The sequence below is a fragment of the Promicromonospora noduliphila genome (assembly GCF_056951025.1).
This window is the reverse complement of the sequence record NZ_CM167806.1, coordinates 2,327,636-2,341,038: the sequence shown is the minus strand read 5'-3', so window position 1 is coordinate 2,341,038 and position 13,403 is coordinate 2,327,636. Positions and strand designations below refer to the sequence as shown.

Annotated in this window: 16 protein-coding genes; 3 read left to right on the top strand and 13 right to left on the bottom strand. The window is 71.4% G+C overall.

The features are described from left to right. Positions 1 to 56: 56 nt before the first annotated feature. Together pdxT and AC0QU1_RS10290 are read right to left on the bottom strand one after the other, a co-directional pair. Positions 57 to 692, bottom strand: a complete 636-nt coding sequence (gene pdxT / locus AC0QU1_RS10295) for a pyridoxal 5'-phosphate synthase glutaminase subunit PdxT (protein WP_483576287.1) — start codon at positions 690 to 692, stop codon at positions 57 to 59. A gap of 87 nt (positions 693 to 779) precedes the next feature. Further along, positions 780 to 1,382 (bottom strand): NUDIX hydrolase, encoded by a 603-nt coding sequence (locus AC0QU1_RS10290; protein WP_483576286.1) that lies wholly within the window; start codon positions 1,380 to 1,382, stop codon positions 780 to 782. 180 nt (positions 1,383 to 1,562) lie between these two features. Between AC0QU1_RS10290 and AC0QU1_RS10285 the strand changes: the two genes are divergently transcribed. Beyond that, a complete protein-coding gene (locus AC0QU1_RS10285) occupies positions 1,563 to 1,979 on the top strand; it encodes a DUF1761 domain-containing protein (protein ID WP_483576285.1) in 417 nt (138 codons plus the stop codon). A gap of 102 nt (positions 1,980 to 2,081) precedes the next feature. On the opposite strand, the gene AC0QU1_RS10280 is transcribed toward AC0QU1_RS10285, so the two are convergent. Together AC0QU1_RS10280 and AC0QU1_RS10275 are read right to left on the bottom strand one after the other, a co-directional pair. Continuing rightward, on the bottom strand, positions 2,082 to 3,662 hold the full coding sequence (locus AC0QU1_RS10280) for a phenylacetate--CoA ligase family protein (protein WP_483576284.1): 1,581 nt from the start codon (positions 3,660 to 3,662) through the stop codon (positions 2,082 to 2,084). Further along, the gene (locus AC0QU1_RS10275; protein ID WP_483576283.1) at positions 3,659 to 4,690 is read right to left on the bottom strand and encodes a hypothetical protein; all 1,032 of its coding nucleotides are present in this window, start codon (positions 4,688 to 4,690) and stop codon (positions 3,659 to 3,661) included. Before AC0QU1_RS10275 ends, AC0QU1_RS10280 begins: the two co-directional genes overlap by 4 nt. Positions 4,691 to 4,881: 191 nt before the next feature. Between AC0QU1_RS10275 and AC0QU1_RS10270 the strand changes: the two genes are divergently transcribed. Further along, complete coding sequence (locus tag AC0QU1_RS10270) at positions 4,882 to 5,748, top strand: hypothetical protein (RefSeq protein WP_483576282.1); 867 nt, start codon at positions 4,882 to 4,884, stop codon at positions 5,746 to 5,748. Continuing rightward, positions 5,745 to 6,443, top strand: coding sequence for a hypothetical protein (locus AC0QU1_RS10265; protein WP_483576281.1), 699 nt, complete (start codon positions 5,745 to 5,747; stop codon positions 6,441 to 6,443). The genes AC0QU1_RS10270 and AC0QU1_RS10265 overlap by 4 nt, the downstream gene beginning before the upstream one ends. A 273-nt stretch (positions 6,444 to 6,716) precedes the next feature. Here AC0QU1_RS10265 and AC0QU1_RS10260 read toward each other — a convergent pair whose 3' ends face one another. The 9 genes from AC0QU1_RS10260 to AC0QU1_RS10220 all read right to left on the bottom strand — a co-directional run bounded on the left by AC0QU1_RS10260 (position 6,717) and on the right by AC0QU1_RS10220 (position 13,396). Next, the gene (locus AC0QU1_RS10260; protein ID WP_483576280.1) at positions 6,717 to 7,058 is read right to left on the bottom strand and encodes a type II toxin-antitoxin system PemK/MazF family toxin; all 342 of its coding nucleotides are present in this window, start codon (positions 7,056 to 7,058) and stop codon (positions 6,717 to 6,719) included. After that, the gene (locus AC0QU1_RS10255; protein WP_483576279.1) at positions 7,055 to 7,303 is read right to left on the bottom strand and encodes a ribbon-helix-helix protein, CopG family; all 249 of its coding nucleotides are present in this window, start codon (positions 7,301 to 7,303) and stop codon (positions 7,055 to 7,057) included. Before AC0QU1_RS10255 ends, AC0QU1_RS10260 begins: the two co-directional genes overlap by 4 nt. Then, positions 7,300 to 7,893, bottom strand: coding sequence for a DUF6000 family protein (locus AC0QU1_RS10250; protein ID WP_483576278.1), 594 nt, complete (start codon positions 7,891 to 7,893; stop codon positions 7,300 to 7,302). The genes AC0QU1_RS10255 and AC0QU1_RS10250 overlap by 4 nt, the downstream gene beginning before the upstream one ends. A 288-nt stretch (positions 7,894 to 8,181) precedes the next feature. Next, the gene (pdxS, locus tag AC0QU1_RS10245) at positions 8,182 to 9,084 is read right to left on the bottom strand and encodes a pyridoxal 5'-phosphate synthase lyase subunit PdxS (protein ID WP_483576663.1); all 903 of its coding nucleotides are present in this window, start codon (positions 9,082 to 9,084) and stop codon (positions 8,182 to 8,184) included. 248 nt (positions 9,085 to 9,332) lie between these two features. Further along, positions 9,333 to 9,920 (bottom strand): hypothetical protein, encoded by a 588-nt coding sequence (locus AC0QU1_RS10240; RefSeq protein WP_483576277.1) that lies wholly within the window; start codon positions 9,918 to 9,920, stop codon positions 9,333 to 9,335. Continuing rightward, a complete protein-coding gene (locus AC0QU1_RS10235) occupies positions 9,917 to 11,113 on the bottom strand; it encodes a glycosyltransferase family 4 protein (RefSeq protein WP_483576662.1) in 1,197 nt (398 codons plus the stop codon). Before AC0QU1_RS10235 ends, AC0QU1_RS10240 begins: the two co-directional genes overlap by 4 nt. Before the next feature lie 29 nt (positions 11,114 to 11,142). After that, positions 11,143 to 12,162, bottom strand: a complete 1,020-nt coding sequence (locus AC0QU1_RS10230; protein ID WP_483576276.1) for a phosphatidylinositol mannoside acyltransferase — start codon at positions 12,160 to 12,162, stop codon at positions 11,143 to 11,145. Beyond that, a complete protein-coding gene (gene pgsA / locus AC0QU1_RS10225) occupies positions 12,162 to 12,818 on the bottom strand; it encodes a phosphatidylinositol phosphate synthase (protein WP_483576275.1) in 657 nt (218 codons plus the stop codon). Before pgsA ends, AC0QU1_RS10230 begins: the two co-directional genes overlap by 1 nt. Then, complete coding sequence (locus AC0QU1_RS10220) at positions 12,818 to 13,396, bottom strand: HIT family protein (RefSeq protein WP_483576274.1); 579 nt, start codon at positions 13,394 to 13,396, stop codon at positions 12,818 to 12,820. The genes pgsA and AC0QU1_RS10220 overlap by 1 nt, the downstream gene beginning before the upstream one ends. Positions 13,397 to 13,403: the final 7 nt, after the last annotated feature.

Below are 13,403 nucleotides of genomic sequence, written 5' to 3'. Positions count from 1 at the left end.
CTCCTTGCATTTCCGATGGCTCTATCAATGGTGCTGGAACGGTGGCGGGGAACCGCTCAGCCGCCCGCGACCATGCTGACGAACAGCCCGTGCACGCGCGCGTCCCCCGTGATCTCGGGGTGGAATGCGGTGGCGAGCAGCGGCCCCTGCCGTGCTGCAACGATCTTACCGGCGGCCGCCACGGGTCGGCCTTGCGTATCCACAGCCGGGATGCGGGACAGCACCTCGACGTCCGGCCCCGCCTCCTCGATCCAGGGGGCGCGGATGAACGCGGTGCGCACCGGGCCGCCGTCGCCGACGTCGGAGATCCCCGCGAAGTCGAGGTCGGTCTCGAAGGAGTCGACCTGCCGACCGAACGCGTTGCGCCGGACCACGACGTCCATGCCGCCGAGCGTGCGCTGGTCGTCGGTGCCGCCGAGGATGCGGTCCGCGAGCAGGATCATCCCCGCGCACGAGCCGTAGACCGGCAGCCCCTCCTTGATCCGGGCCTGCAGCGGGTCGTTCAGCTCGAAGATCCGCAGCAACTTGTCCATCGTCGTCGACTCCCCGCCGGGAATCACGAGCCCGTCCACCGCCGCCAGCTCGGCCGGACGGCGCACGCTGACGCCGCGCGCGCCCACGGACTCGAGGGCGGCCAGGTGCTCACGGACGTCGCCCTGCAGGGCGAGGACTCCGACGGTCGGGGTGTTCACAACCGTCCATCTTACGTCGCCACGAGTGCCATCCGAGACCTGCCGAGCGGCCTCACCGGCGCTCCCCGGTCACGGCGAGCACAATACTCAGTCGTCGAGCTGCACGCCCAGGTGGCGGACCGCGCCGTCCCATCCCGCCACCAGGTGCTCGACGACGTCCGGCAGCTCCGGCGGGAACACCTCCAAGGGCTGCTCCCGGAGCTGCGCGGGGGTCAGCCAGGCCATCTCGTCGAGCAGCTCGCGCTCGGCATCGGTCCAGCCGTCGGCGGTCACCTCCACGGCGTCCGCCGTCCGCGCGAGGTAGAAGACCTCGTGCTGCCGGCACGTCTCCGCGAAGAAGTCGAAGATGCCCGTGCGCGTGAGCACCGGCCCCACCAGGTCGTCCGGCGCCAGTGCGATGCCCGCCTCCTCGCGGGTCTCGCGCAGCGCCGCCTGCACCGGGGTCTCCCCCGCGTCGATGCCGCCGCCGATCGTGAACCACCAGGAGCGCTCCGGCTGGTTCACGTCGTGCCCGCGCATCACCAGCACCCGTCCGGCGTCGTCCACCAGGATGACGCGCGCCGCGGAGCGCTCGCGGACGCCGTCCGGCCCGGGCACCCAGTCGTCGCCGAGGGACGTGGTGCCGGGGCCGCCTGCCGACGGCGCGGGCGGGCTCGGCTGGTCTGCCGTGTCGGGCGGGTACCCCGTCATGCGATGGCCTCCTCGTGCCTGGGGGGGTGGGCGTCCGGGTGCCGCGCACGGACGCCCCGGTGTCACCCACAACGTACCGTCCCGCCCGGTCTCGACCGCCCGACGACGGCTCGTCGTGTCCTGCTTGACTCCGTCCACCATGATTGACCGCACGGATCGGCGTCGAGCAGGGGGATCAGCATGGAGATGAGTGTCGGCTGGCTGGCCGTCGTGGTGGCCACCATCGTCGGGATGGCGATAGCCGGAGTCTGGTACGGCGGCTGGGGCTTCGCCGGAGTCTGGCGGGAACTGACCGGAGTCACCGAGGAGGACTCGAAGCGCGCCGGCAGGCGCCCGCTCGTGGTCCTCCTGGCGTCCATCATCGTCACGGCACTGGTGCTCGCCGCCGGCTGCTCCGTCGTCTCGGGCTTCTTCGACAGCGACTCGCTCTGGCTGGATCTGGCCGTCGGACTCGCCACCTGGTTGGGGTTCTCTCTGACGACCCTGGCGCAGCACAACGCCTTCGAGCAGAAGCCGACGCGGCTCACCGTGCTCAACAGCGCGTACCAGCTCGTGCTGTTCCTCGGCATGGCCCTCGCCATCGGGTTGCTGCAGTAGTACCTCTCCCAGGCCGTCGAGGCCGTTAGCCCGTCCGAGCGGGTCGCCGGCAAGACCGTCGTCACGGTGATGTGGTCGTTCGAGAGGCAGTGCCTCCCGCGGTCACTCCCGCGTGACCACGTGCGAGAGGTCGACCTCCCACCGGTCCAGGCCGCCCTGCGGGAGCTGCCAGACGTACTCGTTCTTGAGCTTACCGCCGTCCTCGGCGAACGGCCCGGTGTGGTACCCGTAGAACGCGACGGTGGGGAGCGTCCCCTCCGGCGCGGTACGGATCCCGTTGTGAAAGTCGCCGTTCCGGCGGCGCAGTTCGTCCGCCACGAACGTCCGGAACCGCGCCTCGTCCAGGGAGGCGGACGACGTCGCGCTCGCGGTGAGCTGGATCGCGATGTGGAGCTGCCGGTCACCGTTGCCGTCCTCGTAGCTGATGAGGCGGTGGTTCTCGACCGCTTCCAGCAGCTCCGGGTCGCTGTAGATCACGTCGCGGAGGGCGTCTGGACCGACGACTGCACCGTTGTAGTCGACGGACATGTCCGAGCGCCCGTAGTGGAACAGCAGCGGAAGGTCGAGAAACTTCTCCTCGATCACCTTCTCGTGGCCGAGCTCCCGCAGGACCGGCAGGAGGTCGCGCATGCGCAGCACGTGACCGCGGTCGTGGATGTTGTACCGGATGCGCGGGTTGATGTTCCGGTCGCGGACGATCGTGACGACCAGCTCGCCGACGTCGTTGGTCTCCAGCAGATAGTCGAACGGGTTGAACTGGAAGATCATCGGCAGCACGCCGTACTCGCGGGTCCTGGTCAGGCGGTCGGACAGGCGCTGGTCCTCGCTGATCGCACGCCGCAGGGCAACCGTGAAGTCAGTCTCGATGCTGAGGTTGATCTCGAGGTCGCTGGCTCCGTAGGAACCGAAGACGCTGTGGGCGTAGCGCAGGATGTGGGAGCGCATGTTCTCGCTGATGCCCTCGCCGCCGAACGCGGCAACGATGTCGTAGTCCGCCCAGTTCAGCCGGTCGTCCTCGAACAGCGACTTCAGGAACGGCGGGTAGCTGGTGATGATGTAGGTGTAGTCGGTCCCGAACTCCCTCATCGTGTTGATGATCTTGTCCTTGTCCGGACCGCACGACTTGATCATCGTGATCTCGGCCAGCGAGGTCGTGACGTTCATGCCGGTCGCCCACGCACCGAGCGAGAACGCGTTGAGCAGGAAGGGCTGCTTGCGCAGCGTGGACGCCGTCCGGGCGAAGCCCACCTGGAGGAGCTGGCGGGTAGCGGCCCGCTCCTCACGCCCTCGGACCCAGCTCGTTGGCGTCCCGGAGCTCCCGGAGGACTCGTCGACGACGACGCCACGGCGCGGCAGCCTGCCCCCGACACACCGTTCGGTGACGCTCCACCGCTTGATGTACGACTCCTTGTCCATCTCCGGGACCTCCCGGAGCGCCTCGGTCAGCGAGCCCTTGACGACCAGGCGGCCCTGGCGGCCGTGCTCCGCGAGGAAGGCGCGGTATGCGGGTACCTGCCGCGCGGCGAACTCGAACGTCCGCCAGGCCCGGAGCCGGCCCAGCCACCAGCGCAAGGGCTCGATCCCCGGACCGAGGAGCAGCTTGTGCGTGTGCACGCTGTGCGTCAGCGGGCGGACCACGCCGTCGACCACAGCCACGAGCGAGAAGGCGAGGAGACGCTTCATGCGCCGGCTCCGATCAGCATCGATGCGGCAGGACGGCGGTGCGCCACCGGCGGGGTCTTGCTGTACCCGAACCGAAAGAGCATCCAGGCCATCCGGCTACCACCCTCGTCGGCGGCCACCGCCTCGGCGAAGGCGCGGTGCGAGCCGGGGTTGGTGATGACGGTCCCGAACGGGTGCAGCCGGACGCCGTGGGCCGTGAGCTCGAGCCAGAGCCGCATGAAGGTGCGGCCCGCCTCGATGTAGTCGGACGGGCCCGCGAACGGGCCCTCCAGCCAGCCGAGCTGACGCACGCCGCGCATGGTGTTCAGGTACATGGTGCGGATCGCCCCGCCGACGACCGGCGCGTCCCACAGACCGCGGTGCGTCATCGCGAACCTGAGCAGACCGCCCGGCATGAGCATCGCCTCGGCGCTCAGCCCGTCGGCCCTCTCGCGGGCGTCCTGCTTGCTGAAGCGCAGCCAGGTCATGATCTCGTCGTACACCGCGTCGTTGCGCAGGTCGGAGAACAGCGTCGCCTGGTTGATGTGCACCAGCCTGCGGACGGTCGAACGGTCGGAGGTGGTGCGGAACGTGTGCCCGCCGGCGTCCGCCACGGCGGACGCGGCCGCCACGACCTCGGCCGGAACCGGCCGCGCGTCATAGGGACGACGGGACGTGCGGCGGACCCGGAACAGCTCCAGCCGGGCGAGGTCCTCCTCGGTCGCCGTCCGAGGGGTGAGGGCCACGGTGCCCAGGGAGTGCAGGCGGTCCGTGCTCCCGAAGTCCATCTCGCTGGGGTCGAGGTCCTCGGCCACGTCGTAGCCGAGCCCGCGCGCCACCGTGCTGAGCGACTCCAGGAAGACCCCGGCGCAGACGTGCCCGAAGGGGATGCCGAAGGACTCGGCGGGCAGGCCCAGGTCGAGGTCGTAGAAGACCTCGGCGGTGTGGGAGTCGACGGGCCGGACCTTGATGGGCTGCGAGTTGTGCGGGGACGGGTAGCAGCGGGCATCCTCCAGGATGCGAAGCCACGGTTCAGCTGCGTTCACCACGTGCATCTCCGTTCGGCACACCGTCGGCCGCGCCGTTGGCCGCCGTCGGACAAAACGTAGTGCAGGGGTGGCCTCGACGGCATCAATATGGCGCCTGTCGCAGGCGCACCGCCCGCGCGAGGGCACGCGTGTTCGTCCGTGACCGGCCACCGGCGGCAGGCCGGTGGAACCACCTGCGAGAATGCGCTGTCGTGAACCATCTGCTGGACCTCGGGTCCCGGAAGTTCTGGCGCCTGGTCGGCAGGCCCGTCGACCTCGCCGCGGACCACTCCTGGTTGCGCGCCCCGGTGAGCCGTTCCTCCACGGTCGGGGACGGCTGGCTCGCCGCCGAGGCGGCGCGCCACGGCGGCACGGTCGACGACGACGTGGCGACCACGGATCTGTCAGCGGACCGGGCTCCCGGCCTGCTTCCGGCGATGGCGGCCCTCGACGGTCCCGGGTTCGACGCCTCCCGCCTGGACCCGCGGATCCGCGACTTCTACGAGCACACCGCCGCCTGGCACATGGACGTGTGGAGCGGCTGGTCGCCGCTGTTCTGGCCGGCCGGCGAGCTGATCGCGCGGTTCTTCGGCCGCCGGGTGGAACAGCTCGCCCTCCCGATGCGCCCGCTCGACGTCGCGCACGGAATGGACAGCCGGGTCCGCGTGATCCGCGACCGGGACGGTGAGCAGGTGGGCGCCGCATGGCTGCGGACGCTCCGGCCGTCGGGCCGCTACGTGTTCAGCGGCTGCTACTCGGCGCGCCGCCTGCCCGGCGCGGAGCGGCCGAGCGTCCACGTCGCGTTCCCGCTCGAGTCCGGCAACGTCCAGGTGTTCCTGCGCCCGGTCGTCAGTGACGGGAGCGGGCTGGTCCTGGAGTCGCCCCCGGGACGGTTCGGGCAGGACGGCGCGTACGTCGTCGTGCACGATGGCGGACGGGACTTCGCGGCGCGCATCCCGCTCCACGAGACCTTCCGCCTGTACCTCGACCCGTACGACGTGCTCCGCACCGACCACGAGCTACGGATCAGGCGGACCTGGATGATGCGCCTGCACTACAAGCTGGAGCGCGCCCGATGATCCACACCTTCCACCTCGCCGAGCTGCCGGCCGCCGTGACGGCACGCGCCCTGCTGCGACCGCCGTCGGGCAGCACCACGCCCGGGCTGGACCATGCCGAATGCCTGGCCCTCATGCGCCTGGGGGCGCCCACCGTGTCCCCGGACCGGCTGCAGCTACGACGGATCGCGGTCTTCGCGCAGTGGCGCGACGAGGAGGCCCTGGACCGTTTCCTGTCCGACGACGCGCTCGGCCGCCACCTGGCGGCCGGCTGGCACGTCCGCCTGGAGTACCTGCGGCGCTGGTCCCACCTGGCGGCGCTGCCCGGATTGCCCGCTCGGACCGGCTCCTGGGACCAGGAGGAACCCGTGGTCGCGGTGACCGTCGCGCGGATGCGCCTGCCCGAGGTGCCCCGGTTCCTGCGGTGGGGCAAACCCGTCGAGCGTCAGGTGCGCGACCACCCCGGCACGACGCTCGCCCTGGCCGCCTTCCGGCCGCCGCGCACGATCTCCACGTTCTCCGTGTGGCGCACCGTGCGCGAGATGGAGGCGATGGTGCACGGCCGCTCCGGCGTTCCCGCGGACCGGCGGCACGCGGACGCCATGGTCGAACGCCGGCGCCGGGACTTCCACCACGAGTTCGCGACGTTCCGCTTCCGCCCGCTCGCGGAGCACGGCACCTGGGAGGGACGGACGGGGATCGTGCCGCTGGGCTGACTTGGCCGCGAGGCGACGTCAGTGAGGCTCGAAACCGGGGACCGAAGCCCCCTTGCCAATCAGCCCGGGCAGTGGCAACGTAGTAAGTGGCCTGCGAGACAGGCGAGGGAGCCGAGAGGCTGAGAGGCCAGAAGGTTGAAAGACCAGCTGGCGACCCCCACAACCTGATCCGGACAATGCCGGCGAAGGGAAATCGCCTCGCAGGTCCTTTTTATGCCCGGGCATTGTGTCCGCGGACACAATGTCCGTGGGCTCTCGCACGAGGTCGACCACTTACAGGTCCACGACTCGTCGAAGGCCGGCGTCGACGGCGTCCATCAGGTTCTCGGGAAGCGTGACCCCGGTGGGGTCGATGTCAGCGCGATCCACGGTCATCGGCTGGGACACGTTGACGACCGAGTCCTTCGGCAGCCCGGACGCCAGGGCCGGGAGGAACACGTTGCCGGGGTGCCGCGCAAGGGCCGTGTTCGAGGTGACCGGCAGAACGACGACGGTCGCGATACGGGACTTGTTGTACTGGTCGGACTGCACGACGACGGCCGGTCGCCGCTTGGCCGGAGCGCTGCCCCGAGGTTCCCCGAAGTCGACCCAGCACACTTCTGCGCGCCGGATCACCACTCGTCCGAGGCCTCGACCAGGCGCGCGTTCGCGGTCCGGCGGAACTCGGCGATGTCGTCGCCGGGCTGCCCGATGGCGTCGATCGCGTCGTCGATCTGTGCGGTCAGGTCCGCGCCGGTCAACTCGTCGGCGTAGTGCTCAGCGGCACGCCGGTAGAACTCCGACCGCGTCATGCCGTGCTTCTGCGCGATGTGGTCGAAGCGTTCCGCCGCGTGGTCCGGGAGGCTGATCGCTGTCTTCATGGATCAACGGTATAACTTTTTCTACCGCTCCGCCAGAGAGGTGAGCGCCACGATGAACGACGCGCCGTTCGGAAGTCGCTCTGAAGATCGGTAGCAACCTTCAGTGAGTCCTGGAACGAGGCAAGGACTACGGGATCGGGATCAAAGGGCGGAGAACCACCAAGGTGGGCGATGGCTGCCGACACATACCCCGCGGTTCCGAGGTCATCACGGCCATCGCAACGTGCGACGAAGGACTGCATTCCCGCGACGACGTCCGGCCCGGTGATCAACGCGCTGACAACGGCCAAGGGAGCTGCAGCATGCGAGGACCCGTCGATCCACGCAGCGGCAACCGCCTCGCGAACTCTGTCGGCGGGTACTGCAAGGGCGAACCACGCACCCATGGTCTGTTCACGCCACACCCTGCTCAAGAGCAGCCATTCCACCTGCTCGCAGGTCAGTCGCCTACCCGCTCTGATCAGCTTGCGCCGGAACCGGCGCGCGGCGCGCGGATCAACTTCGGTCGGCGCCTCCACCAGGTACATCCTCAGGTAGAACGGCCGAACCAGCCGCCGGATCAGCCGGACCTCTTCACGGGTGTAGAGCAACGAGCTGCATCCCTCTCCCGGCCCCGGACAGGCCAACGTCGCTGTTCTGCAGAACTCAAGTCGCTGTTCTGCAACACCGAGGTCGCTGATTTCGCACGATGCGGAAGGCCGCCGTAGGGCCGACCCCGACCTCAATCTAGCGGGCTTTGGCGGACCACAATCGACCGAGTTATGGCTCCGCTGGGCCTGCTGAACGCGAATCAGCCAGCGGTCCCTTGGCCCTGCTGATTCAAAGCAGAAGGGCCCCGCGGACTCGACGTCCGCGGGGCCCCTCCGACGAGGGTTACCTCACCAGCCCCGCTCCGCCAGACGCACCGGCGCCGGCTCCTCCTCGACGTTGATGCCCACCATCGCCTCGCCCAGACCGCGCGAGACCTTTGCGATCACGTCCGCGTCGTCGAAGAACGTCGTCGCCTGGACGATCGCCTTGGCGCGCTGCGCGGGGTTGCCCGACTTGAAGATGCCCGAGCCGACGAACACACCCTCGGCGCCGAGCTGCATCATCATCGCGGCGTCGGCCGGGGTGGCGATGCCGCCCGCGGTGAACAGCACGACCGGCAGCTTGCCCTCGCGGGCCACCTCCGCCACCAGCTCGTACGGCGCCTGCAGCTCCTTGGCCGCGACGAACAGCTCGTCCTCGGGCAGCGACGTCAGGCGGCGGATCTCCTGGCGGATCTTGCGCATGTGCGTGGTCGCGTTCGAGACGTCGCCGGTGCCGGCCTCGCCCTTCGAGCGGATCATCGCCGCACCCTCGGTGATGCGGCGCAGCGCCTCGCCCAGGTTGGTCGCGCCGCACACGAACGGCACGGTGAAGTTCCACTTTTCGATGTGGTTCGTGTAGTCCGCCGGCGTCAGCACCTCGGACTCGTCGATGTAGTCGACGCCGAGCGACTGCAGCACCTGGGCCTCGACGAAGTGCCCGATGCGCGCCTTCGCCATCACCGGGATCGAGACGGCCTCGATGATGCCGTCGATCATGTCGGGGTCGCTCATGCGCGACACGCCGCCCTGCGCGCGGATGTCCGCGGGCACCCGTTCCAGCGCCATGACGGCCACCGCACCCGCGTCCTCGGCGATCTTCGCCTGCTCGGGCGTGACGACGTCCATGATGACGCCGCCCTTGAGCATCTCGGCCATACCGCGCTTCACGCGTGCGGTGCCGACCGTGCCCACGGTGTTCTCGCCGGTCACGGATTCAGTCACGGTTACCTCGCATAGTTCTCGCCGGTGGGATCGACGCCGGTCGTTCCGGGCGCGGTCGGCGCCCTGCCTCGATCTTATCGCCCGCCCCCGACGGTCCTCGTCGCCCGTTCGCCCAGCGGTCACCCGGGTCCGGTGGTCGCCCATGCCCGGTCGTCACCCCCGGCCGGTAGCCGCCCGTACCCGATGGTCACCCACGCCCAGCGGTCCCCCGCCCACCGGCCACCCACGCCCAGCCGTCACCCCCCGTTCGGCTCCAGCTCCTTCGGCAGCGCGTCGTCCAGCTCCACCGTCCGCGGCATCGGCGCCCGGCCGGCCAGGTGGAAGAGCCGCACGTACCACAGACGACGCACCCGCCGGGCCTGGGCGACGGCCTCGTTGTGGAAGCGGCGGGCCAGCGTCACCCGGTACCACGCGGCCGCGAGCCCCGCCACGACCTCCCCCGCCGGCCCGGCCCGCAGCTCCCGGACCGCCTCCGGCCCGCCGAGCGCCTCGCGCAGCGTCGCCGTGAGCCCGGACTCGGCCCGCTCGCGGTCCGCGCCCAGCCCGTCCGTCTTCAGCGCGGCGGCCGGCGAGGTGACAGGCGCGGTGTCCGCCGTCGTGTACGCGGCGTCGGCCACCAGCACCGAGCTGGCCGGGTCCAGCGCGCCCGACGCCGCCAGCTCCACGGCCGCCGACGCGCGCCGCACGAGCTGCGCGTCGAGCGCGATCCGTGACGCGGCGACCTTGCGGTGCAGCCGGTCCAGGCGCGTCGCCCCCTGCCACGCGAACAGCAGGCCGACGGCGGCGGCCCCCACCGCGATCAGCGCGATCTCGGACCAGTTCATGAGTCGCCCCCGACCCGCCGCGGGAACAGCCCCATGACGCGCCCCACCACGTTGCCGCCGATGGCGTGGTCCGCCGCGACCGTCATCTCGTACACGGCGAGCACCTGCTCGGTCACGCCGGCCCAGTCGAACCGCTGGACCCACTGCGCGGCGTGGGCGCGGTAGGCGTCCCGGCGCGCCGGGTCAGCGAGCAGGTCGAGCACGGTCGCGGCGAGGTCGGCCGGGTCGCCGGTGCGGAACAGTGCGCCGGCCGCGCCGTCGTCCAGGACGCGCTGGAACGCGCCCAGGTCGCTGGCCACGACTACGGACCCCGCGCTCATGGCCTCCACGAGCACGATGCCGAAGCTCTCCCCGCCGGTCTGCGGCGCGACGTACAGGTCGGCCGACGCCAGCAGCGCGGCCTTGTCGGCGTCGGACACCGCGCCCAGGAACTCGACGGAGGACGCCTGCGGTCCGAGCAGCTCGCGACTCTGCGCGACGGCGTCGTCCCCGCGCCCCGCCACGAGGAACCGCGTGCCGGGCACGCGGTCGAGGATCGCGGGGACGGCCCGGACCAGGACGTCCAGGCCCTTGCGGGGCTCGTCGAGCCGGCCCAGGAACGCGACCGTCGGCGCGGTGGGCGTCCCGGTCCACTCGGGCCGCCGGGGACTGCTCGCGAACACGTCCGTGTAGACGCCGTTGGGGATCACCACGGCGTCGCCGCCGAGGTGGTCCACCAGCGTGCGGCGCGCGTCCTCGGAGACGGCGATGCGCGCGGCGATCTTCTCCAGCGACTGCCGCACCAGCGGGTAGGCGACCTGCAGCGCCCGCGAGCGCACCTGCGAGGTGTGGAACGTGGCGACGACGGGCTCGGTGGCCTGCCACAGCGCGAGCATCGACAGGGACGGCACCATCGGTTCGTGCAGGTGGACCAGGTCGAACGGGCGCCCGCCGATGCCGCCCTCCAGCCAGCGGCGCACGCGCGTGGCGGTCAGCGGCCCGAAGGTGAGCCGCGCGACCGACCCGTTGTACGGCACGGGCACCGCCCGGCCGGCGGGGGTGACGACGTCGGGCAGCTCGGTGTCGTCGCTGGAGGGGGCCAGCACCGAGACCTCGTGGCCGGCGGCCTGCAGCGCCTGGGCGAGGTCGCGCACGTGGAACTGGACGCCTCCCGGCGCGTCGAACGAGTACGGGCAGACGATGCCGACGCGCAGGGCGCGGTGGCCGCGGCGGCGGACGCCTCTCACTCGGTCGCCCGCCCGTCCCCGCTCGCGAGCCCGTCCGCGACCGTCCGCCCCTCGGCAGCCCCGCCTTCGGCACCCCGCCTCTCGGAAGACCGCTGCCGCGCCGGCCCCAGGTCCGCGACGAACACCCGCTGCAGCATGTGCCAGTCCTGCGTGTGCTCGACGATCGTCCCCGCGAGCTGGTCCACCCAGCCCTGGGTCAGCAGGCGCGCCCGCTCGTCGCGCGGCAGCCCGGCGTCCGGCACGGGCAGGGGCGGGTAGAACCGGATGACGAGCCCCCACGGCGTCCCGGCCGCCCGGCGGCGCGCGCCGCGCAGCCGCTCGTACGTGATGCCGACGGCGTGCACGGGGACGTCGGCCTCCAGGCCGAGCAGCGCGGGGCCGGCCGCGACCCGGGCGCGGTGCCCGGCGAGGTCCACCTCGATGCCGGTCGCGGTGAGGTCGCGGTCGCTGAGCAGCGGGATGAGCCGGTCGCCCTCCTTCGCGCCCCGGACCAGGGTGCCCAGCACGTCGCCGTTGCCCAGCGGCAGCACGTCGATGCCGAGCGAGCCGCGGAACCGCACGAACTCCTCGAACAGCTCGTCGGGCTTGAGCCGTTCGGCCACGGTGAGCACGCCCGCGAGGTGCTGGGAGGCGTACGCCCCCGCCAGGTCCCAGTTGCCGAGGTGGCCCAGGGCGAGCGAGACGGCGCCGCCGTCGGCGATCACGGGACGCACGTGCTCGTCGTAACCCTCCAGGCGCACGCGGGCGCGCAGCCGCGCCGGGCTGACGCCCTGCAGCGTGAACGCCTCGCGGAAGTAGCGCATGTAGCTGCGCATGCCGGCCCGGGACAGCCGGCGGACCGCCGTGGCGGACAGGTCCGGCCGGACCCGCGCGTAGTTGGCCTCCATGCGGCGCACGCTCTTGCCGTGCCGCAGCCAGGTGAGGTCCGCGACCAGTGTGAACAGGCCGCGGAGCACGGGCTCGGGGATCCTCGTGGCGTTCCGCCACGCGAACGTGTACACCGGCACGATGTTCATCAGGCCTCCTGGCCGGCCAGCGGGCCCTCGTGCCGGTCGCTGCGTGGTCGCGTGAGCTGGGCCCGGACGGCGGCGATGCGCTGGAACACGGTCACCAGGCTCGCGAGCGCCAGCAGGGTGAGCACCACCTCCAGCACCACGACCGGCAGACCCGCCTGCAGGAACGTGAACGGGACCAGCGCGAGCACCAGCCGGTCGGTGCGCTCGGCGATGCCGACCTGGGCGGTGGCGCCGACGCTCTCGGCCCGCGCCCGGGCGTACGGGACCACGCTGCCCAGCACGAGGCAGGCGAGCGCGGCGGCGGTGCCCCACAGGCCGTGGTGCTCCTCGGGGTGCAGCACGAACCAGAGCGTGATCCCTGCGAACACCGCGCCGTCGGCCAGGCGGTCCATCGTGGAGTCGAGGAACGCGCCCCACGGGCCGGAGCGCCCGGCGTGGCGCGCCATCACGCCGTCGAGCGAGTCGAAGAGGGCGAAGAAGCCGATGAGGAAGCCGCCGAGCAGCGTGTGCCCGGCGGGCAGCAGCGTCAGGGCCAGCGTGGTGACCACGAGCGTGCCGGCGATGGTCACGGCGTCGGGTGAGATCCGTAGCGCGAGCAGGAGCCGGGCCAGGGGCGTGAACAGCCTCGTCATGAAGGAGCGCAGGCCCCGGAACATCAGTTCTCCTCTCTGCCACCGCCCCCCACGGTCGCCCACGCCTCCGCGAGCCGACGGCGGGTGTCCGCCAGCAGCTCGGGCAGCGCCTTGGTCTGGCCCACGACGGGCAGGTAGTTCGCGTCGCCCAGCCAGCGGGGTACCACGTGCTGGTGCAGGTGTGCCGCGATGCCAGCCCCGGCGACCTCGCCCTGGTTGATACCTAGATTGAAACCTGCCGGCGCGTGAACGGCGCGCGACACGCGCATGGCCTGCTGGGTCATCTCGGCCAGCTCGACCGTCTCGGCGGCGTCCAGGTCCGGGTAGTCCGACACGTGCCGGTACGGGAGCACCATCATGTGCCCCGAGTTGTACGGGTAGAGGTTCAGCACCACGTAGCACAGCTCGCCGCGGGCGACGACGAGGCCCTCCTCGTCGTCGCCCTGCGGGATCCGGCAGAACGGGCACTGCCCGGTGGTGGCGTCGGTCGGCTTGTTCTGCCCGCCGATGTAGACCATGCGGTGCGGCGTCCAGAGCCGCTGCAGGTGGTCCTCGGGCGGGCCGAACGCCGACGGCGGTTCGACGGTGGGCTCAGTGCCCATCGAGTCC